We start from the raw sequence: 22,392 nt of genomic DNA, 5'->3' as shown, positions 1-22,392 counted from the left end.
TGACGGTGCCGCGGCGTCAGTGCCGCGGCATTTCGACCAGTTCGATCGATCCATTCGTCACCTCGATCACGCTCCCGTGGTCGAACCAGTCGCCGAGCACCATTCGCTGGACGTGCCGTCCACCGATCCGGGCGTCGTGCACGCCGGGCCGATGCGTGTGACCGTGGATGATCCTATCGACCCCGGAGCGTTCGAACAGGTCGATGACGGCCCGGTCGTTCACGTCCATGATCGCGGGGTCCGCGCGCCGGGTCTTCAGCCCGCTCACCCATCGATAAGTCCTTGCCAGCCCGCGCCGTAGCCAGGCCGGCCGCGCCAGCTGTCTTCGCTGCCATTCCGGATCGCGGACCCGGGCCCGGAACCGCTGGTAGGCGGTGTCGTCGGTACACAGTACGTCGCCGTGGAGGAGCAGGCAGGACGCCCCGGCGAGTTCGATGCGGACCGGCTCGACGAGTCGAGCCATGCCCGCCGATCGACAGTAGTCGTCGCCAAGCAGGAAGTCCCGATTTCCGGCCAGGAAGCCGATGTCCACGCCGGCGGCTGCGGTGTCTGCAAGGGCGGAAGCGATCCGTTGCTCGAAGGGGCCCGCCGCATCGTCGCCCACCCAGACCTCGAACAGGTCGCCGAGGATCAGCAGGCGCTGCGCGAAGCGCGCCCGCCGACGCAGGAAGTCGAGGAACTGCTCGGTGATGTCGGGTCGACCGACCTGCAGGTGCAGGTCGGAAATGATCAGGGTGTGCGGCGACGTGGCGCTCAACGCGTCGTTCCGCGGTTCCCGGTCACTCGATCTCGACGCGTTCGATGACCACGGGCTCGACCGGCACGTCGGAGTAGGGCGGACGGCTGGTCGTCTCGACCGCGCGGATGGCGTCGACCACGTCCATGCCGTCGGTGACCTGGCCGAACACCGCGTAGCCCCAGGTGCGCCCCGACTGGGTGCCGCGATGGTCCAGGGAGGGGTTGTCGACCGTGTTGATGAAGAACTGCGCGGTGGCCGAGTGCGGCATGCCGGTGCGCGCCATCGCGACCGAGCCCCGCTTGTTGGTCAGGCCGTTGTCCGCTTCGTTGGTGATCGGGTCGCGGGTGGACTTCTGATTGAACTCGGGATCGAAGCCGCCGCCCTGGATCATGAAATTGCGGATGACCCGGTGAAAGATCGTCCCGTCGTAATGGCCCGACCTGGCGTACTCGAGGAAGTTCTCGACGGATATCGGCGCCTCCTCTTCGTAGAGTTCGATGGTGATCGGGCCCATGGACGTGTGCAGGACCACGGTGGGGCGCTGTTTCATGAACGGATTTTCCGACGCATCGTCCTGCGCCGCGACGAACGGAGCAAAGGCGGCAAGGGCAAGAAAGACGGCGGCAAGGGGTTTCTGGATTGCATTCATCCGGTGGTAGTCCTCGATCGAAGTCGACCGCGGAATGATACCCGATCCGTACCCCTTCGCCGCCGGCGCGGTCCGCCCGGCGAGCCCCCGGCGCCGGCGCGCGGCGATACACTGCCGCCATGAGTGCTGCACGCGTCGAATCCATTCGCTTCGCCGACGACCGTCTCGACCTGCTGGACCAGAGACGCCTGCCCGCGGAAGAGCGGTGGCTGCCGATCGAGTCGGCGGCCGACGCGACCGCGGCCATCCGCGACCTGGTGGTACGGGGGGCACCGGCGATCGGCATCACCGCCGCCTATGCCTGCGTCCTGGCGGCCCGGCACCGGGGCGACGACCGAGCGGCGTGGGATGCGGACCTCGATGCGCTGGTCGCTGCACGTCCGACCGCGGTGAACCTTCGCTGGGCGGTCGAACGGATGCGTCGCGCGGTCGAAGGCTCGCCCGGTGCCGCGCTGGAAGCGCTTCGCGCGGAGGCGCGCCGACTGCACCGGGAGGACCGATCGGCCAACGAAGCGATGGCGCAGCACGGTGCAGGGCGGATCGAAGCGGGGTCGACGGTACTGACCCACTGCAACACCGGTTCGCTGGCCACGGGCGGAACCGGCACGGCGCTGGGCGTGATCGTGCGCGCCTGGCGCGAACAGCGGCTGAAGCGCGTGCTGGCCTGCGAGACCCGGCCCTGGTTGCAGGGCCTGCGGCTGACGGCCTGGGAGCTGGCACGCGAAGGCGTTCCCGCCGAAGTCCTCGTCGAAGGCGCCGCCGCCGGCCTGATGCAGCGCGAGCGTGTCGACTGGGTGATCACCGGCGCGGACCGGATCACCGCCAACGGCGATGTCGCCAACAAGGTCGGCACGCTGATGCTGGCGGTGCTGGCAAGGCGGTTCGGTGCGCGGATGATGGTCGTGGCACCGCTGTCGACGCTGGATCCGCAGACGCCGGACGGCGCCGGGATCGAGATCGAGCAGCGCGAGGCGAGCGAGATCTGGCGTGCGGCGGGGGTCGAGGCGCCGCCGCCGGGAGTCGACGCCTGGAACCCGGTCTTCGACGTGACGCCGGCCGAACTGATCGATTGCATCGTGACCGAAAAGGGGGTGATCGAGCCACCCTTCGACGGCCGGATCCGGGGGCTGTTCGACGGCGCATGAGCAGGGTGCGTCGGGACCCCTCGGCGTGGTAGAATTCAAGGGTTGTTGCAGGTCGGATTCCTGGCCGGTTCCCGGCTCGGGAGGCATGCTGGTTTGACCTGATAAAAACGAACAAGAACAACGAATTGAACGCAGTTTCTCCGGCCCATTCCAGATTGCGATCGCATGGCTGAACTCGCCCAGGAAATCCTCCCGGTCAATCTCGAAGACGAAATGCGTCAGTCCTACCTGGACTACGCGATGAGCGTCATCGTCGGACGCGCGCTTCCCGACGTGCGCGACGGGCTCAAACCGGTCCATCGCCGCGTGCTCTACGCCATGCACGTGCTGGGCAACGACTACAACAAGCCGTACAAGAAATCCGCTCGCGTCGTCGGTGACGTCATCGGTAAGTACCACCCGCACGGCGACACCGCGGTCTACGACACCATCGTGCGCATGGCGCAGCCGTTCTCGCTGCGCTACATGCTGGTCGACGGCCAGGGAAACTTCGGCTCCGTCGACGGCGATTCGCCGGCCGCGATGCGGTACACGGAAGTCCGGATGGCCCGGCTCGCGCACGAAATGCTCGCCGACATCGACAAGGACACGGTCAACTGGCTGCCGAACTACGACGAGTCGGAATATGAGCCGGCCGTGTTGCCGACGCGCGTGCCGAACCTTCTGGTCAACGGCGCATCGGGCATCGCGGTGGGCATGGCGACGAACATCCCGCCGCACAACCTCAACGAGGTGACCGCGGCACTGCTCGCTTTGATCGACGACCCGATGCTCGACATCGACGGCATCATGGAGCACCTGCCGGGGCCGGACTTCCCGACCGCGGGCATCATCAACGGTGCGGCCGGAATCGGCGAAGCCTATCGCACCGGCCGCGGCCGGATCTACATGCGCGCGCGCTGCCACTTCGAGGACGAGGAGACCGGGAAGACCAAGATCGTGGTCACCGAGCTTCCTTACCAGGTCAACAAGGCGCGCCTGCTCGAGAAGATCGCCGAACTGGTCAAGGCGAAGAAGCTCGAGGGCATCTCGGAGCTGCGCGACGAGTCCGACAAGGACGGGATGCGGATGGTCGTCGAGCTCAAGCGCGGCGAGGTCGGCGAAGTCGTGCTCAACAACCTGTACCAGAACACGCAGATGCAGTGCGTGTTCGGCATCAACATGGTGGCGCTGGTCGACAACCAGCCCAAGCTGCTCAACATTCGCGAGGTGCTGCAGGCGTTCCTGATGCACCGGCGCGACGTGGTGACCCGCCGGACCCTGTTCGAACTGCGCAAGTCGCGCGATCGCGCCCACATCCTCGAAGGGCTCACCGTCGCGCTCGCCAACCTCGACCCGATCATCGAGCTGATCAAGGCGTCGCCCACGCCTGCCGAAGCGCGTGAGGGCCTCCAGGCCCGGCGCTGGGAGCCGGGACCGGTCGCGGCGCTGCTCGGCGAAGCCGGCGCCGATCTCTCGCGGCCGGAAGACCTGCTGCCCGAGTTCGGCCTCGGGGACGGCGGCTACCAGCTGTCGCCGGCCCAGGCGCAGGCCATTCTCGACTTGCGCTTGCAGAAGCTGACCGGCCTCGAGCAGGAGAAGCTCTCCGACGAATACAAGGAAATCCTGGGCACGATCCGCGAGCTGATCCGGATCCTGTCCGACCCCGATGCGCTGATGCAGGTCATCCGGGACGAGCTGACCGAGATCCGCGACCTCTACGGCGACGAGCGCCGCACGGAGATCGTGGCCGACCAGCTGGACCTGACCATGGAGGACCTGATCACGCCCGAGGACGTGGTCGTCACCCTGTCCCACGCCGGCTACGCCAAGTACCAGCCGCTGGATCGCTACCGCAGCCAGAAACGCGGGGGGCGCGGTCGCAGTGCGGCGAAGACCAAGGACGAGGATTTCGTCGAGCGCTTCTGGGTCACCAACACGCACGACACGCTGCTGGTGTTCACCAGCGCCGGGAAGGTCTACAAGACCAAGGTCTACGAATTGCCGCAGGCGGGTCACAGCTCGCGCGGACGACCGATGGTCAATCTGTTGCCGCTGGATCCCGACGAGCGGATCAACGCCGTGTTGCCGACCCGCGAGTTCCCGGACGACTGGTTCGTGTTCTTCGCAACGCGGTCCGGCCGGGTCAAGAAGACGCCGCTGTCGGATTTCGCCAACATCCGGTCCAACGGCATCTGGGCGATCGAGCTCGAGGGCGGGGACGAACTGGTCGACGTGGCCTTCACGGAAGGCTCGCGGGACATCCTCCTGCTGTCTTCCGCGGGCAAGGCGATCCGCTTCCACGAAGACAAGGTCCGACCGATGGGCCGCCAGACCCGCGGCGTGATCGGTATCCGCCTGCAGGACGACCAGGAGGTCGTGTCGATGCTGGTCGTCGGCGACGGAGCGGACGGCGGCGAGGACGTGCTGGTCGCCACCGCGAACGGCTACGGGAAGCGGACCTCGCTCGACGAATTCCCGGTCTACAACCGGGGCGGACAGGGCGTGATCGGTATCCAGACCACGGGCCGGAACGGTCCCCTGGTCGCCGCGCTGGGCGTGACCGACGAGGACGACGTGATGCTGACGTCCAACAGCGGCACGCTCGTCCGCACCTCGGTCGCCGAGATCTCCAGGCTCGGTCGCAACACCCAGGGCGTGACGCTCATGCGCCTGGGCAAGGACGAGCAGCTGATCGGATTGGCCCGGGTCGCCGTGACCGAGGACGAGGCGCTGGACGAGGACGCGGACGTTGCCGTCGACACGGCCGCCGCCGACGCAGCCGAATCCGGTGTCGATTCCGGAGCCGACGGCGAGGCGTAGGCCATACCGCCTCCGAGCGCTTGCCGTTCGGCGGGCCTTCGGGTACTTTCAACGGGCCGCGTAGCGCGGCCCGATTTCGTACTGGGAGTTCCCCGATGAGTTCAAGCCGTCCGGCGCGGTCGCCGCGTCTTTCCATCCCCCCGTCCATCGCACTGTCGATTCTCCTGCTCGCCGCGGCCGTGACCGGTCCGCTGTCGGCGGCCGAAACCGCCTGGCGCATCGATGCGGAGCAGACCGTGTCCCGGTCGGCCCTGGAGCAGGCCACCTGGACGCGCGACTACGGTGCCTATCGCTGGCTGGTGTTCGACAACGAAACCGGTCGTTTGCCGGACGACGTGAACGGCGAACGCGTCGATTCGCCGTACCGCGTCGGACTGCACGGGGCGCGCTTCGACCCCACCGACCTCGCTCCGGGTTCCGGGTCGAGAACGGCGGCCGGGCAGGGGCTGACGATCGTGCAGCTGCGGGGTCCGGCGCTGCCTTCGGATCTCGAGGAACTCGATCGTGCAGGCCTGGACATCTTCCAGCCGCTACCGGGCCTGGCCTATCTCGCCTGGGCAACGCCGGCCGGCCGCCAGGCTGCCGACCAGCTGCCGTTCGTGCGTGCGGCGGTCGACCTGCCGACCACGCTGAAGACCCAGCCTTCGCTGAAAGCGCGCGGAGAATGGGTCCGCAACGTCAATGTGCATTTCTACAATTCCGGCGCGATTTCGCGTGTGCTCGACGAACTCGGCCGGCAGGCCGGGGTGCGCGTGCTCGACGCGTGGCCGGCGCAGCCGGATCGACGGCTCTACAACGCCGTGATCGAAGCGCCCGCCGCCACCCTCGCGGCCCTGGCCGCCATCCCCGAGGTCGTCGCCCTGAGCTACCTGAGCCCCGAGCCCGAGCTCGAAGACGAGAGCGCGGCCCAGGTGCTCGCCGACAACCTCGATGCCAGCAACATCCCGTTTCCCGGCTACCCGGCCTGGCTCGGGTCGGTCGGCCTCGACGGCAGCGGCGTGACCTGGGCGACCACCGATACGGGGGTCTGGTACGCCCACGGCGACTACAACAGCCGAATCGTCGGCGGCATCAACTACCCGGGCTGCAGCGAGGCCAATCCGGGCGACGACCCGACTTCGGGCGGCCACGGCACGCACGTGACCGGCATCTGGGCGGGTGACGGCACGGCGGGCTTCGTCGACGGCGACGGATTCCTGTATGGCCACGGCATGGCGCCGGGCGCGAGCATCTTCGCCCAGAACCCGATCTGCGGTTCGCAGAACAGCTGGCCGCCGGCCGGCGGTTGGCAGGTCATGAGCCGTGATGCGCTGCTCGGTGGCGCGGTCGGTTCGAACAATTCCTGGACCTCCGGCGAGGGCACCCAGCACGGCTACCAGGCGACCGAGCGCACCTATGACCTGATGGTGCTGGACGGCAACTTCGACACGCCCTCGGTGCTGGAACCGTTCATGGTGGTGTTCTCGGCCGGCAACTCCGGCGGCTCCGGCGTCACCGCGCCGAAGGAAGCCAAGAACGTGGTGGTGACCGGGGGCACCCAGACCTTCCGCGTGTCCGGCGACGTGGACGCCATCTACGGCTCCTCGAGCCGGGGGCCGGCCGTCGACAATCGCTGGCTGCCGACGATCGCGGCGCCGGGCCAGTCGGTGAGTTCGACGCGCCGGGCCAATGCTTCCCAGTGCGCCACGGCGATCGCCAACACCAATGGTGAGTACTCCTTCTGCACCGGAACGTCGATGGCAGCCCCGCACGCCTCCGGCGCCCTCGTGCTGCTGACCGAGTGGTGGCGCAACCAGTTCGCCGTGGACCCGAGTCCGGCCATGGGCAAGGCGCTGCTGATCAATTCCGCGGTGCCGGTCGGACCGACGCCGCCGCCGAACAACGACTCCGGCTGGGGTCGTATCGACCTGTCGACGCTGGTCGATGACGGCCTGAGCTTCGAGTTCTGGGACCAGACCCAGGTGTTCTCCGCCTCGGGTGAGTCGTTCGTCCGGACCGTGGGCGTGGTCGATCCGGGCCGACCGGTGAAGATCACGCTGGTCTGGTCCGATGCGCCGGGCGCGGTCGGGGCCAATCCGGCGATGGTCAACGACCTCGACCTGACCGTGGTCAGCGGCGGTCAGACCTACCTCGGCAACAATTTCTCGGGCGGCTTCTCCCAGCCCGGCGGCTCGGCCGATCGGCTCAACAACATCGAGCAGGTCACGTTGGCCGCGCCGGGCGGCTCGGCAACGATCACGGTGGATGCATTCAATATCGCCGGCAGCGTGCTTCTCGATCAGCCCGGCGTGACCACCGCACAGCACTTCGCGCTGGTCTGCCAGAACTGTCTCGAGCAGCCGGACTTCACCATGGCGCTGGATCCCGCGGAACTCACCGCCTGCGTGCCGGACAGCCAGGACGTGGTCGTGACCATCGACGGCCTGCTGGGCTTCGACGATCCGGTGACCTTGAATACAAGCGGTCTGCCCGGCGGCGTGACCGGAAGTTTCGATACCAATCCGGTGGTTCCGTCCGGTGTTTCGACACTGACGGTCGCCTTCGGTGGGGGCTCCGCCCCCGGCACCACGACCGCTGCCGTCGAAGGGACGTCGACGACCGGGACCAAGTCGCTGCCGCTCGTGCTCAACACCTTCGATGCGGTGCCGGCAGCACCGGGCCTCGTCTCGCCCGGCGATGGCGCGGTGAACACGCTTCCGGTCCAGACCTTCGAATGGACGGCGGTCGCGCAGGGGCTCGACTACCGACTGGAGGTGGCAACCGATCCCGGCTTCTCGAACGTGGTCCACGACGTGACCACGCGCGACACTTCGGTCGAACTGGCGCTGGATTCATCGACCTTCTATTACTGGCGAGTGACCGTCGACAACGCCTGCGGAAGCGCCGTGTCGACGACCTACAGCTTCAACACGCAGCCGGAGCCGGGTGACTGCCCGATCGGCTCGGCCACGCTGGAGGTCTGGTCCGACGACATGGAGTCGGGCGCCAACGGCTGGACGATGGGGTCGGGGTCGATCCAGAACACCTGGCAGCAGTCGGGCGCGAACGTTCACGGCGGTGCCTTCGCCTGGAACGCCGAGAACCTGGCCACGATCAGCGACCAGCGTCTGGTCTCGCCGCCGATCGCGCTGCCCGGCTCCGATCGCTTGCCGCTCACGCTGCGCTTCTGGAACCACCAGGAGCTCGAGGACGCGAGCGGCGCCTGCTGGGATGCGGCGGTTCTCGAGATCTCGACCGACGGCGGCGCGAGCTGGACGGACCTGAACGGCTCGGCGATCCTGCACCGCGCGCACGACGGAACGGTCAACGACTTCTCCGGCGGACCCAATCCGCTGGCCGGCATGGACGCCTGGTGCGGGGATCCGCGCGCCTGGGACGATTACGTGATCGACCTGTCGGCCTACGCCGACGAGACGATCCAGCTTCGTTTCCGGGTCGGAACCGACGGCACCGTCGGCGGTCGTGCCGGCTGGACCATCGATGATCTTCGCGTGGAGGCCTGCGAGGTCGTGACCGAGGAAATCTTCATCGACGGCTTCGAGACCCCGTAGCGCTCCGGTCGAACGGTCCTCGACCGGGCCACGGGCCCAGGACGAACGAATCGCCGGGGGCGGACAGCCGCCCCCGGTCGGCCCTCGGGCGACCCACATCCACCAGGTCGAGCTCGCAAGGGGCTCAGTCGTCGTTCAACTCGAGTTCGCCGAGGTCGACGTTGCCTTCGGCGACCTGTCGCATCAGGCGCGTCTCGTACTCGACGATGGTGTCGAAGTTCCACTTGTCGGGATCGTAGAACTCGTCGGCATCGCGCGGGAAGCCGGTGCGGTCGATGATCGTGAGCATGCCCGTGAACGCCCGCGATCCGGTCCGCGTCCCGGTCGCATCGCGCATCCGGAACCGCATCTCACGGGCGGTTCGCTCGCGGGTCTGCGCATCGCCGTAGACCGGCAGCAGTTCGCGGTCGAGAATCTGCCGGGCCCGCCGCCGTTCGGACGGATTGAACAGCGCCCAGAGCGAATCGGCGGCGTCCTCGAACTGGGGGTAGCCGCGCTCGGCCGACAGCTCCAGCCACGCCCATCCGCGCAGCGGATCGTACTCGGTGCCTTCGCCGCGCAGGTGCAGGATGCCCACGTTGTATTGGGCGAACTTGTCGGCCCAGTAGGCGGCCGCCTTGTAGTGGGTGAGCGCACCCTCGTGCATGCCGGCCTTATAGGCGCGCTGCGCCAGGATCATGTAGCGCTGACTGGGCGTGTGCTCGTCGTAGGCGTAGAAGCGCTCGCCCGGACGTTCGAGCGCCAGCGTGTCTTCGGCGCAGGCGACCGTCGGCAGCTGGAGGGCGAGGGCGAACAGAATCGGCGTGAATCGGGTCATGGCGGTGCTCCGTCGTTGCGACCATTTCATCTTGCCATGGTCGGGCGCAGGCGGCGTCTACGGGACTTCCGGCACCCGGCGCCGCGATCGGGGAGCGCTACACTGGAGGGCGATCTTCGAATCCGGTCCGCGCGCGGCCCCCAGAAGGAGTCCTTCCAGTGAAACGAACCCTCTTCCTGCTCCTGCCGTTCCTGGCCTCGCTGGCCGCGCCCGCTGCGCTGCCTGCCCAGGACGAGACCCTCCTGCTTCGCTATCCCGATATCCACGGCGACCGCGTGGTGTTCACCCACGGCGGCGACCTGTGGCTGGCGTCCGATCGCGGCGGCACGGCACGGCGGCTGACCAGTCACCCGGGTCTCGAACTGTTCGCCCATTTCTCCCCCGACGGCGACTGGATCTCGTTCACCGGGCAATACGGCGGCGACGAACAGGTCTACGTGATGCCGGCTGCAGGCGGTGAACCGCGCCAGCTGACCTGGTACCCGGCGTCCGGCCCGCTACCTCCGCGCTGGGGCTACGACCACCAGGTCCATGGCTGGACGCCGGATGGCACGGGCGTGGTGTTCCGCTCACTGCGTGACGCGCGCGACTCGTCGGAAGGTCGGCTGTACGTTGTCCCGGTGGAAGGCGGGCTGCCCGAAGTCCTGCCGATGCCGCAGGCCGGGTCGGGCGTGTACGCCGGTGACTCCTCGATGCTCTACACGCCGCTGGCCCGTGATTTCAGGACCTGGAAGCGCTACGAGGGCGGCTGGGCCCAGGACCTGTGGTGGTTCGATCTCGAGCGGGGGGAGGCGCGAGCGCTGACCGACCACCCGGGGACCGATCGCGACCCGATGTGGATCGGCGGGGCAGGGTATTTCGTTTCCGACCGCGGGGACCGGGGCGTGCTGAATCTCTACCGCGTCGATCCGGACAGCGGCGAGGTCGACGCACTGACCGACCATGCCGACTGGGACGTGCGGTGGCCGGGCGATGACGGCCAGGGCCGGATCGTCTACACGCTGGGTGGTGCGCTGCACGTGCTCGACGTGGCCAACGGCGAGGACCGCCGGCTGCGGATCCGGGTGCCGGACGACGGCGTCAACCGTCGCACCCGAGCCGAATCCGTGGCCGACCAGGTGGGCGACGCGGTCCTCAGCCCGACCGGCGAGCGGGTCCTGTTCTATGCCCGCGGCGACCTGTTCAACGCTCCGGTGGATGGCGGCGTGACCCGGGCCGTGACCCGATCGTCCGACGCCCATGACCGCGAACCGGCGTGGTCGCCGGACGGATCCACCATTGCATGGGTGTCCGATGCCGGCGGCGAGGAGGCGATCTGGATCGGGGCCGCGGACGGTGGCGAAGGGCGACGAAGGCTCGATGGCCCGGAGCGGGCCCGGCTCTACGCGCCGAGCTTCTCGCCGCGCGGAGAACACCTGGCCTACTCCGATCACCTGGGCCGAATCTGGGTCCAGCCGGTCGACGGTGGGCGCGCGGTCGAGGTCGGGCGCGACCCCGCCTGGCGCAACCGCGATTACGAGTGGTCGCCCTCCGGGCGCTATCTCGCGTTCAGCCTGACCCGGTCCAACCAGCTGCGCGCGGTCCACGTCCACGATGTCGAGAGTGGGCGAACCCGCCAGGTGACCGAGGGGCTCTTCTCGGAGTACCACCCGGTGTTTTCCAGCGACGGACAGCACCTCTTCGTGCTCGCCGACCGCGAGTTCGCGCCGCAGATCTCCGGCCGGGAATGGAACTTCGCGACCAACAGGGTGACCGGAGTACTGGCCTACGGGCTGACCGACGAGGCCCCGAATCCCTTCGCGCCGGAGGATGCGTCCGACGACGGCATCCTCGACGGCGACGAGGAAGACACGGACGGTGACGACAGGGGGCAGGACAAGAACGAGGCAACGAACGGCGACGTGGAGATCGACTTCGATGGGCTGGCCGAGCGGGTGGTTCGCGTTCCGGTCGAGGCGTCGAACTACGCCGATCTCTGGGCCGTCGACGGTGCGCTGCTGCTGGCCGAAACCGACCCGTTCTACTACGGGCGGGGCTGGTCCACGGCGCCTCGCCTGAAGCGCTACGACCTGGAGGAGGAAAAGACCACGACCTTCATCGAGGACCTCGCCGGCGCCGACCTCAGCGCGGATCGCCGGACGATCATGACCCGCCACGGCAGCGACTGGAAGGTGCGGCCGGTGAAGAACGGCCGCGACGCGACCACGGTCGATCGCTCCGGCCTGGTCGCCGAGATCGATCCGGTCGCCGAATGGCGCACCGCCTTCGACGAGACCTGGCGCCGGTTCCGCGATTTCTTCTACGTCGAGAACATGCACGGCTACGATTGGGAAGCGCTGGGCCGCCGCTACCGTATGCTGCTGCCGCATGTCGCGCACCGGGTGGACCTCAACGACCTGCTCGGCGAGATGATCGCCGAGCTCAACGTGTCGCACGCCTACGTCGCCGGCGGCGATCTCGGATTGCCGGACCGTCCCACGGTCGCGCTGCTGGGCGCTCGCCTCGAACTCGACGAACGCTCGCGCCGCTACCGGGTCTCCGAAATCCTGGCCGGTCAGAACGACGAGGCGCGCTACCGCTCGCCGTTGACGGAGCCGGGCAGCGTCGTCGATCCGGGAGCGTATCTGCTTGCGATCAACGGTCGTCCGTTGACCGAAGGCGAGAACCCCTATCGCCTGCTGACCGGCCTCGGCAACGGCCCGCTGGCCCTGACGGTGGCCGACCGTCCCGATGGCGACGACGCCCGCGAGGTGGTGATCCGGCCGATCGACGACGAACAGCCGCTGCACTACCTGGCCTGGGTCCGGGCCAACAAGGCCGCGGTGGAAGCCGCCAGTGATGGCCGCCTGGGCTACCTGCACCTTCCCGACATGGGCGCCGACGGCATCCGCGAGTTCATCAAGTGGTACTACGGGCAGATCGATCGAGAGGGTCTGGTCGTCGACGTCCGCGGCAACGGCGGCGGCAACGTGTCGCAGATGGTCATCGAGCGGCTGGCGCGCAAGCCCCTTTCGCTGGGCTACTCGCGCACCATGCCGGAGCCGACGAACTATCCCTACCAGGCCTTCCGCGGCCACCTCGTGGCTCTGCTCAACGAGAACTCGGCCTCCGATGGCGACATCTTCCCGTACCAGTTCAGGAATGCCGGCCTGGGGCCGCTGATCGGCAAGCGTTCCTGGGGCGGCGTGGTCGGCATCACCAACCACGGGCCGCTGATCGACGGGGGCTCGGTGAACGTCCCGGAATTCGGGTTCCTGAATACCGACGGCGAGTACGTGATCGAGGGCGAGGGCGTGTCCCCGGACATCGAGGTCGACAACGATCCGGCCAGCGTGATCGCCGGAAGGGACCGTCAGCTCGAGACGGCGATCGAGTACCTGCTCGAGCGCGTGGCCATGGATCCGCCGGGCGCGCCGGAGCGGCCGGCGCCGCCGGTCAAGACGCCGTAAGGTTCCTGCGCAACCGCCCGGTCGGCCGGGCGGCTGCTATGCTTCGCGCCGGATCCTCCCGGAACCTGTCCGATGCGAGCTGCACGCCTCCCGACGCTCTTGCTGGTCCTGCTGGCCCCGTTGACGACGACGCTGCCGGCTGCCGCAGCCGACGCCTGGTTGATGACCTACGGCACCGCGGACCGCATCGAGGAACGCTTCGGCCACAACGCGCTGTGGATCCGCGATCCCGAACGCGGGATCGACACGGTCTACAACTTCGGCTTCTTCGATTTCGATACGCCCGGGTTCGTGTTCGACTACCTCCAGGGCGATCTCGTGTACTACGCGGTCGCTCGCGACCCGGTGGAGGAGCTGGCCTACTACCAGTGGCGGGACCGCTCGGTCCGCGCCCAGCTGCTGGATCTCGACGACGCTACGATTCGCAGGCTGAGCGACTGGCTCGAGCAGCGGGTCCAGCCCGACACCCGCGATTTCGCCTACGATTACTACTTCAACAACTGCTCGACACGCATCCGCGACGCGCTGGATTTCGCGCTGGACGGGGCCCTGCGCGAGGCGACCGGGTCGAGGCCGGCGGTGCTGGACCTCCGCCAGCACACGCGACGGCTCGTACGACCGGATCCGGCCCTGTACCTGGGCATCCAGGCTGCGTTGGGCCGTCGCGTCGACCGGCCCCGGACCGCCTGGGAAGAGATGTTCCTGCCCGAGGTGGTGGCGCGCGAGATCGGCGACCTGCGGGTCGATGACGGCCAGGGTGGGACCCGCCCCCTGGTCATCGACGACCGCATGCTCCACGAATCGGCGCGGCCGGATCCGGCGCCGACACCCTCGTTTCCGTGGGGGGCGACCCTGGGCCTGCTCTGCTGTGCGCTGGGCCTGCTGGCGCTTCCGCTCGCGGTATTCCGGCGCCGGGCCGTGCGGCTTGCCGGCTGGCGCGCCTGGCTGGCGTTCAATGCGCTCGGCGGCAGCCTCTTGCTGTACCTGTGGCTGGCGACATCGCATGCGGTGACCGCGGCCAACGAAAACCTCCTGCTGCTCAATCCGCTACTCGGACTGCTCTGGCGCGCCCGCGGCGGCCGCACCGAGCGCGTCGCTGCCGGCCTCATCGCTGCCGGCCTGCTGCTCGCTGTGCTGCTGAAGCTCGTGCCCGGCAACCAGTGGAACCTGGACCTGCTCCTCGCCCTGGTGCCGGCGCAGCTTCTGGCCCTGTGGATCTGGCGGCGCGCGGGCAGCGCTCCGGGCCGCACGGGCGCCTCCTGAAACGAAACCGGCCCCGCGTGGCGGGGCCGGTCGGGTCGAGCGCGCGGGCGGGTCAGGTCCTGCCCGTGGGCACGTCCTGCTCGAACGCGCCGGGTTCGTCTTCGCGCGTGTGCGACTCGACCTTGTCGAGCGCCGCCATCTTCTTCAGGAACGGTGTGGCGACGAGGAAGGCGAGGAAAACCACACCGCAGAAGATCACGATCTGGCGATAGAGCGCCGGGAACTCGGACACCGAGTCGCCGTTGAACTCTCCGGCCAGCAGGCCCGCGATCAGGTTGCCGAGGGCGGCGCCGAAGAACCACATGCCCATCAGCTGGCTGTAGTACTTGCGGGGCGCGAGCTTCGAGGTGGCCGACAGGCCGATCGGGCTGAGGCAGAGCTCCCCGGTGGTGTGGAACAGGTAGGTCAGCAGCAGCCAGGTCGGCAGGACCTGGTCGCCGTCCTGGATCAGCGATGCCGCGATCCACATGAAGGCGAAGCCGAGACCCAGCTGGAGGAAGCCCAGGGCGAACTTCAACGGGATCGACGGATCGAGATTGCGACGTCCGAGGTTGATCCACAGGGCCGAGAAGAACGGCGCGAAGATCAGGATGTAGAGCGGATTCAGCGACTGGAAGACCTCGGCCGGGATCACCAGGCCGAGCATCTCGCGTGCCGTGTAGCGTTCCGCGAACAGGTTCAGCGACGAGCCGGCCTGCTCGAAGCCGGACCAGAACAGGGCCGCGCCGATGAACAGGGCGACCAGCACGATGGTGCGGTTGCGTTCCAGCGTGGTCAGCGAGGGGTCGAAGAGGACCCGGCCGAAGAACAGGGCGGCGACGCCGACGATGGCGTAGACGGTGTACTGCGACAGCGAGACCGCGTCGATCGTGAACACGCCCTCGAGCGCGAGCACGGCGATCAGGAACAGCAGGGCCGTACCCCCGTAGGTGGCCCATTTCATTGCCGCCGTCTGGCCTTCCTTGCCGGGCGGAGTGGGGTGGGGATCCCGGCCGAAGTCACCGAGGTGCCGTTCGGTCCACTTGTAGACGACCAGGCCGGCGATCATGCCCACCGCAGCGGCCGCGAAGCCCCAGTGCCAGCCCATGTTCACGCGCAGGAAGCCGCAGACCAGCGGGCCGAGGAACGCGCCGAGGTTGATGCCCATGTAATAGAGCACGTAGCCGGAATCGCGACGGGATCCACCCTCCGGATAGAGCTCGCCGACGCAGCTCGAGATGTTCGGCTTGAGCAGGCCGGTGCCGATCACGATGAGGATCAGGCCGATGAAGAAGCCGTAGTGCTCGCCGACGAGGCCGAAGCCGGGCAGCGACAGCACCAGGTGGCCGGCGGCAATGATGATGCCGCCGTACCAGATCGCGTCACGCTGGCCGAACACGCGGTCGGCGAGCCAGCCACCGGGCAACGCGGCGAGGTAGACGCCGGCCGTGTACAGGCCGTAGATCGCCGTGGCCGTTGCGTCGTCGAAGCCCAGGCCGCCTTCAGCCAGGGTGGCGACCATGAAGAGCACGAGGAGTGCGCGCATCCCGTAGTAGCTGAAACGCTCCCAGAGCTCCGTGAAGAACAGCGTGCCGAGTCCGGCGGGATGACCGAAGAAGGTCTTGCCCGGCGTGCCGGCAGCGGGTGTCGGTTGATTCATGAAGGTTCCCCGATGAAAGGTTCGTTATGTAGTGTTCGGCCGCCCGTAGTGCGACGACCCCGAGGTCGGCAGGGGTCGGACGGGGCGCCGATCAAGTCCGACAACTTGCCCGAAAAGCCGGGTCCAAGTCAACCGGCGACCGTGATCGACAGGGTCCGTGCGTGCGGACGCGTTCGGTGCTCCCAGAGGAAGATTCCCTGCCAGGTGCCGAGCTCGAGCCGACCGTCTCGAACCGGCACGGTCAACGACGTGCCGGTCAGCGCCGATCGGACGTGCGCCGACATGTCGTCAGGCCCCTCGGCCGTATGGCGATAGCGAGGGTCGCCGTCCGGCGCGAGGCCGGCAAACACGGTCTCGAGGTCATGGAGGACGTCGGGATCGGCGTTCTCGGTGATCAGGAGCGAGGCCGAGGTGTGCAGGATGAACACGTGACACAGGCCGAGCCGAATGCCGCTTTCCCGCACCACCGAGGCCACCTGCCGCGTGACGTCGACCAGCCCCCGGCCCGGCGTATCGATCGAGACCCTCGTCCCGTGCATCAGCCGACCTCGCAGCGCTCGGTCCGCGCCATCGCGTCGCAGGCGATGGCGGCGGCGATTCGCGCAAGCCGATGGGACAGGTCCGGTCGGATCGGGGTCGGCTGCATCGCGGCGTCCGGTGTGGTCGTTTCCAGCCTGCACCCGGGCGGATTCACCCGGGCGTACGGCGTGCGGGCGGGCGGAGCTCGCCCGGGCCGTTCAGGCCAGCTCGACGGCGATCGCGGTGGCTTCGCCGCCGCCGATGCACAGGGAGGCGACCCCGCGCTTGCCGCCGCGCGCCTTCAGTGCGTGGATCAGGGTCACGAGAATCCGTGCACCGCTGGCGCCGATCGGGTGTCCGAGGGCGCAGGCGCCGCCGTGGACGTTGACCTTCTCGTGCGGCAGGTCCAGTTCCTTCATGGCGGCCATGGTCACGGTGGCGAAGGCTTCGTTGATCTCGAACAGGTCGACGTCCGCGGCGTTCCAGCCGGCCTTGTCGAGCACCTTCTTCAGCGCGCCGACGGGGGCGGTGGTGAACCATTCGGGCTCCTGCGAGTGCGTCGCATGGACGACGATCCGGGCAAGCGGCTTCGCGCCGCGCGCACCCGCATCGACTTCGCGCATCAACACCAGGGCGGCGGCACCGTCGGAAATCTTGGACGAACTCGCCGCGGTGATCGTGCCGTCCTTGGCGAAGGCCGGGCGCAGTTTCTCGATCTTGTCGAGGTCGATCCGCCCCGGTTCCTCGTCGACGCCGATCTCGAGCTCGCCCTTGCGGGTGCGGACCGTGACCGGCGCGATTTCGGCGGCGAAGTCACCGGACTCGATGGCGGCCTGCGCGCGTTCGGCCGAGGCGCGCGAGAACGCGTCCTGCTGCTCGCGGGTGAAGTCGTACTTCGACGCGCACTGCTCGCCGAACTGGCCCATCATCTGGCCGTCATAGGGGTTCTGGAGGCCGTCGAAGAACATGTGATCGAGCAGCTGGTCGTGGCCCATCCGCAGCCCTCGCTTGACCAGGTACGGCGCGTTCGTCATCGATTCCATACCGCCGGCAACGACGACATCCGACGAACCGGCGACCAGGGCGTCGTGGCCCTGCATCACGGCCTTCATGCCGGATCCGCAGACCTTGTTCAGGGTCGTGCAGGCGACCGAGATCGGCAGGTCGGCGCCGAGCGCCGCCTGGCGGGCCGGTGCCTGGCCGACCCCGGCCGGAAGGACGCAACCCATCAGCACTTCGGACACCTCCGGGCCTTCGATACCGGCGTCGGCGACGGCGGCTCGGATCGCGGCGCTACCGAGCTGGGGCGCGGAGACGGGAGAGAACTGGCCCTGGAACGAGCCGATGGCGGTGCGGCGCGCGGCCACGATGACGATGGAGTCGGTCATGGATGCTGAATCCGTTGCGAAAAGCCAGTCGGGCATTATCGCAGGTTCGACTCCGCGTCGGGTCGGGCCGGGGCGCGGTCAGGTCAGCTGCAGCGGCCAGAACCAGGTCACCGCGTAGCTGGTCACGATCATCAGGATCACGTTCAGCGGGGCGCCGACCTTGGGAAAGTCGGAAAAGCGCAGCACGCCGGTACCGAAGATCATCGTGTTGGTCTGGTAGCCGACCGGGGTCAGGAAGCTGTTCGAGGCCGCGAACATCACGGCGATGGTCAGCGGAATCGGGTTGAGCTCGAGCATCTCTCCCAGGGCGATCGCGACCGGCACCAGGATGACGACCGAGGCATTGTTGCTGAGAATGCTGGTCAGCAGCGTCGTGACCGCGTAGAGGGCCATGACCACGAAGATCGGGTCCCAGCCGGCGGCGTAGCCGGCCAGCAGCGAACTGACCCAGTCCGCGGCGCCGGACTTGGTCATCGCGATGCCGAGCGGGATGATGCCTGCCAGCAGGAAGATCACGTCCCAGGACACGTCGTCGTACATGTCCTGCTTGGCGATCGTGCCGGTCGCCACCATCGCGATCACGCCGCCGATCGCGGTGAGAACGATCGGCAGCGGCGTCAGCGCGGCGAGCAGGATGACGGCGGCGACGATGCCGCCGGCGATCAGCATCTTGCGGGTGTCGAAGTCGTCCTCGTACTCGTCGAGGACGACCACGTCGGAATTCCTCACCAGCCGGGCCAGCGCGGTCTTGGAAATCTCGAGCAGCGCGATCTCGCCGACGTGCAGTTTTTCCTGGGCCATCCGGCGGGATCGGATCGATCTCGTGTCCAGGCCGATCAGTCGTCCCTGGTAGCGCTTCCAGAAATCCACTGCGCGCGCGGTACGGCCGTTGAACAGTCCGCGATTGCGCAGCAGGATCGGGACCAGCTGCCCGTCCGGTCGCGCCTTGCGCGTGTCTCCGAAGTCCGACAGGACGTCGACCATGTCCTCCTTGATCAGGTCCATGATCTGGCGCACGGTGGCCCGGGCCAGGACGATGTCGCCCGCGCTCACGGCGGTGGAGCGGGCGCGCTTGATCCAGGTCTTTTCCTCGCGGGTGAGTTTCATCACCTCGACGCCGGTCGCGGTCTCGAATTTCGCCTCTTCGAGCGTCTTGTCGATCAGCGGGCTGCCGCTCGGCACCCCCAGTTCGATGACGAAGGTTTCTTCGTCCTGTTCGTTGACCGGTCGCGCATCGCGATTCGGCAGCAGCCAGCGGCCGAGGGTCAGGAAATAGATCAGCCCGGTGACGAGGACGATCAGGCCGACGTGGGTGAACTCGAACATGCCCAGCTGACGTTCCACGCCCGGTTCCTCGGCGAGGATCGCCGAGGCCAGGATGTTGGTCGAAGTGCCGATCAGGGTCAGGGTGCCGCCGAGCATGCCGAAGAAGCTGACCGGGATCAGCACCCGCGAGGCCCGCAGGTTGGAGCGCTTGGCCATGTCGAGCACCAGCGGGATCGCGATCGCGACGGCGGCCGTGTTGTTGATGAAGCCGGAGACCACGCCGACCAGCACGCCGATCACGATCATCTGCCGGATCTCCGAGGTGCCGACCATGGGGAACAGCTTGCGGCCGAGCAGGTGGACCAGGCCGGAGCGCTGGATGCCGCCGGACAGGATGAACATGCAGAGCACGGTGACCGTGGCCGTGCTGGACAGGCCGGACAGGCTCTCGGAAACGGTCGGGAACGCCGCCTCGAGGTCGACGCCGCGCGCCACCAGCCATTCGGAATGGAACAGCACCGGGATCGCCATGACCGTGACCAGGATCGCCAGCGCCGTGACGTCCACCGGAAGCTTCTCGGTGGCGAACAGGTACAGCGCGCAGCCGATGATCACGAACACCAATGCGATTTCGAAGGTCATGCAGGAACCCCGGATTGAGGAGGGCGTAGCGTACCCCAGAACACGAAAGGTTCCGAGGGGTGGGCCGACCGCGCGTGGGCGGCCCCGCGATGCGGCGTCAGCCGCGCTCCTCGACCAGTTCGCGTCCGATCAGCATCCGTCGGATCTCGTTGGTGCCGGCGCCGATGTCGTAGAGCTTGGCGTCGCGCAGCAGGCGGCCGGTGGGATACTCGTTGATGTAGCCGTTCCCGCCGAGGGCCTGGATCGCTTCCAGCGCCACCTCGACGGCACTGCGCGAGGCATGGAGCAGACAGCTTGCCGCGTCGATGCGCGAACGCTCGCCGGCGTCGTAGGCCGCGCCGAGCTGGTAGGCGAAGCCGCGCGAGGACTGCAGCGCGGTGTACATGTCGCCGATCTTGGCCTGCATCAGGCCGAAATCGCCGAGCCGACGTTCGAACTGCTTCCGTTCCCGCACGTAGGGCAGGACATTGTCCATGCAGGCCTGCATGATGCCGATCGGGCCGCCGGAAAGCACGAGCCGCTCCGAATTCAGTCCGGACATCAGGATCTTCACGCCCTCGTGGACGTCCCCGAGGACGTTCGCGGCCGGGATCTCGCAGTTCTCGAAGACCAGCTCGCAGGTGTTCGATCCGCGCATGCCGAGCTTGTCGAGTTTCTGAGCCTTGCGGAATCCCGGCATGTCCTTCTCGACCAGGAAGGCCGTCATGCAGCGCGAGCCGGCGTCCTTGCCGGCGGTGCGCATGTAGACGAGAACCACGTCCGCCTCCGGCCCGTTGGTGATCCACATCTTGGAGCCGTTGGCGATCCAGACGTCGCCGCGCTGCTCGGCTCGACAGGCCATCGAGCCGACCACGTCGGAGCCTGCACCGGGTTCGGACATCGCCAGCGCACCCTTGAACTCACCGCTGACCAGCTTCGGAACGAACTTCCGGCGCTGCTCCTCGTTGCCGTTGCGGTACAGGTTGTCAAGGCACAGGTTGGAGTGCGCGCCGTAGGACAGCCCGACCGAGGCCGAAGCGCGGGAAATCTCTTCCATGGCGACCAGGTGCGCGAGGTAGCCCATGTCCGAGCCGCCCAGCGATTCCGGCACCGTGATCCCGAGCAGGCCCATTTTCCCGAGCGCGGTCCACAGGTCCTGCGGGAACTCGTTGGATTCGTCGATCTCGGCGGCGCGCGGCGCGATCGTGTCCTCGGCGAAGCGCCGGACGGATTCACGCAGGAGTTCGAGGTCTTCGGACAGCTTCATGGCTGGAGTCTCCGGAGTCTGGCGGACCGCAAGCTCTCACGCGGTCGGATAGAAAGAGGGTCGACCGGCCTCCGGGGCGCTTGCACCGGGGCTGGCGGGGAGAGCGCCGCGGAGGGCCGCGGCGCCGTCGCCCCGATCAGTGATTGCCGCGCTCGCGGCCCGGGAAGCGATGCGCCCGGCCCATGAACGGCAGCTTCAGCTTGCCGATGGTCGCGACCCGCTCCTCGGCCATGCGGTCGGCCGCCTTCCAGGTCGGGATTCCGTCGCGGTCGGCGATCTGGAAGATCTTCGAGACGTTGTAGTAGATGGTGCGCATCATGCGCTTGGCGCGCTCGCGGTTGTAGCCCTCGAACTCGATCGAGACGTTCATCAGGCCGCCTGCGTTGACGGCATAGTCCGGTGCGTACAGGATGCCGCGGCTGGCCAGTTCGTTTCCGCATTCGTCGGTGGCCAGCTGGTTGTTGGCTGCGCCGCAGACGATCTTGAACTTGAAGCGCGGGATGGTCTGCTCGTTGACGATCGCGCCCAGCGCGGTCGGGCAGAACACGTCGGCGTCGACATCGTAGATTTCGTCGAGTCCCACGGCTTCGCAGCCGAGATCGACGCAGGCCTGGACGGCTTCGTCGTTGATGTCGGTCACGAAGACCTTGGCGCCTTCGTTGCGCAGCAGCTTGACCAGTTCGAAGCCGACGTGGCCGACACCCTGCACGGCGTAGGAGTAATTGCCGACCTCTTCGTTGCCGAACTTGTGCTGCAGGCTGGCACGGATACCCTGCAGCGTGCCGAACGCGGTGAACGGGGACGGATCGCCGGATCCGCCGTGGACCTGGTGGACGCCGACGCAGTTGTCGGTTTCCTGGAACACGTACTCCATGTCGTTGACATCGATGCCGACGTCCTCGGCCGTGATGTAGCGGCCGTTCAGCGAATCGATGAAGCGGCCGAAGGCGCGGAACAACGCTTCGGACTTGTCCGTGCGCGGGTCGCCGATCAGCACGGACTTGCCGCCGCCGAGGTTCAGGCCGGCCACTGCGGCCTTGTAGGTCATGCCGCGAGAAAGGCGCAACACGTCGTCGAGCGCTTCCTGCTCGGTGGCATAGGGCCACATCCGCAGACCGCCGAGGGCGGGGCCGAGCGTGGTGTTGTGGATCGCGATGATGCCCTTCAGGCCGGCATCCTTGTTGTGGCAGAACACGACCTGTTCGTGCTGGGTCGTATGGATGGTTTCGAAAAGATTCATTCAATCCTCCAGGCTTCGCGCTTCTTTCGGCGCGAAT

14 protein-coding genes are annotated in these 22,392 nt (G+C 67.7%); 5 read left to right on the top strand and 9 right to left on the bottom strand.

Features of this window, described 5'->3' with window-relative positions; all coding sequences use genetic code 11:
- Positions 1-16: 16 nt before the first annotated feature.
- Positions 17-757: a UDP-2,3-diacylglucosamine diphosphatase gene (locus KUV67_00575; protein ID MBY6203370.1), complete on the bottom strand. Its 741-nt coding sequence runs from the start codon at positions 755-757 to the stop codon at positions 17-19.
- A 22-nt stretch (positions 758-779) separates the two neighbouring features.
- Positions 780-1,289 (bottom strand): peptidyl-prolyl cis-trans isomerase, encoded by a 510-nt coding sequence (locus tag KUV67_00570; GenBank protein ID MBY6203369.1) that lies wholly within the window; start codon positions 1,287-1,289, stop codon positions 780-782.
- 218 nt (positions 1,290-1,507) lie between these two features.
- On the opposite strand from KUV67_00570, the gene mtnA reads away from it, so the two are divergent.
- The 3 genes from mtnA to KUV67_00555 all read left to right on the top strand — a co-directional run bounded on the left by mtnA (position 1,508) and on the right by KUV67_00555 (position 8,886).
- On the top strand, positions 1,508-2,533 hold the full coding sequence (mtnA, locus tag KUV67_00565; GenBank protein MBY6203368.1) for an S-methyl-5-thioribose-1-phosphate isomerase: 1,026 nt from the start codon (positions 1,508-1,510) through the stop codon (positions 2,531-2,533).
- Between the two features lie 165 nt (positions 2,534-2,698).
- Positions 2,699-5,335, top strand: a complete 2,637-nt coding sequence (gyrA, locus tag KUV67_00560; GenBank protein MBY6203367.1) for a DNA gyrase subunit A — start codon at positions 2,699-2,701, stop codon at positions 5,333-5,335.
- Between the two features lie 95 nt (positions 5,336-5,430).
- A complete protein-coding gene (locus tag KUV67_00555) occupies positions 5,431-8,886 on the top strand; it encodes a S8 family serine peptidase (protein MBY6203366.1) in 3,456 nt (1,151 codons plus the stop codon).
- Positions 8,887-9,010: 124 nt separating this feature from the next.
- Here the strand turns inward: KUV67_00555 and KUV67_00550 are convergent, their stop codons facing one another.
- Positions 9,011-9,703, bottom strand: a complete 693-nt coding sequence (locus tag KUV67_00550; GenBank protein MBY6203365.1) for a hypothetical protein — start codon at positions 9,701-9,703, stop codon at positions 9,011-9,013.
- Positions 9,704-9,861: 158 nt separating this feature from the next.
- On the opposite strand from KUV67_00550, the gene KUV67_00545 reads away from it, so the two are divergent.
- Together KUV67_00545 and KUV67_00540 are read left to right on the top strand one after the other, a co-directional pair.
- The gene (locus KUV67_00545) at positions 9,862-13,152 is read left to right on the top strand and encodes a PDZ domain-containing protein (GenBank protein ID MBY6203364.1); all 3,291 of its coding nucleotides are present in this window, start codon (positions 9,862-9,864) and stop codon (positions 13,150-13,152) included.
- A gap of 72 nt (positions 13,153-13,224) precedes the next feature.
- Positions 13,225-14,415: a DUF4105 domain-containing protein gene (locus KUV67_00540; protein ID MBY6203363.1), complete on the top strand. Its 1,191-nt coding sequence runs from the start codon at positions 13,225-13,227 to the stop codon at positions 14,413-14,415.
- A gap of 52 nt (positions 14,416-14,467) precedes the next feature.
- On the opposite strand, the gene KUV67_00535 is transcribed toward KUV67_00540, so the two are convergent.
- From KUV67_00535 to KUV67_00510, 6 genes are all read right to left on the bottom strand, one after another.
- Positions 14,468-16,054: a peptide MFS transporter gene (locus tag KUV67_00535; GenBank protein ID MBY6203362.1), complete on the bottom strand. Its 1,587-nt coding sequence runs from the start codon at positions 16,052-16,054 to the stop codon at positions 14,468-14,470.
- 128 nt (positions 16,055-16,182) lie between these two features.
- A complete protein-coding gene (locus tag KUV67_00530) occupies positions 16,183-16,593 on the bottom strand; it encodes a secondary thiamine-phosphate synthase enzyme YjbQ (GenBank protein ID MBY6203361.1) in 411 nt (136 codons plus the stop codon).
- 198 nt (positions 16,594-16,791) lie between these two features.
- On the bottom strand, positions 16,792-17,961 hold the full coding sequence (locus KUV67_00525) for an acetyl-CoA C-acyltransferase (protein MBY6203360.1): 1,170 nt from the start codon (positions 17,959-17,961) through the stop codon (positions 16,792-16,794).
- A 78-nt stretch (positions 17,962-18,039) separates the two neighbouring features.
- Positions 18,040-19,869: an SLC13 family permease gene (locus tag KUV67_00520; protein MBY6203359.1), complete on the bottom strand. Its 1,830-nt coding sequence runs from the start codon at positions 19,867-19,869 to the stop codon at positions 18,040-18,042.
- Between the two features lie 97 nt (positions 19,870-19,966).
- Positions 19,967-21,115, bottom strand: coding sequence for an acyl-CoA dehydrogenase family protein (locus tag KUV67_00515; protein ID MBY6203358.1), 1,149 nt, complete (start codon positions 21,113-21,115; stop codon positions 19,967-19,969).
- A gap of 136 nt (positions 21,116-21,251) precedes the next feature.
- Positions 21,252-22,355, bottom strand: coding sequence for a leucine dehydrogenase (locus KUV67_00510; GenBank protein MBY6203357.1), 1,104 nt, complete (start codon positions 22,353-22,355; stop codon positions 21,252-21,254).
- Between the last annotated feature and the right edge of the window lie 37 nt (positions 22,356-22,392).

The sequence above is a fragment of the Halomonas denitrificans genome, from assembly GCA_019800895.1.
Lineage (GTDB): Bacteria > Pseudomonadota > Gammaproteobacteria > Xanthomonadales > Wenzhouxiangellaceae.
Note: the sequence above shows the minus strand (reverse complement) of the source record. Positions and strands in the feature narration are given on the sequence as shown.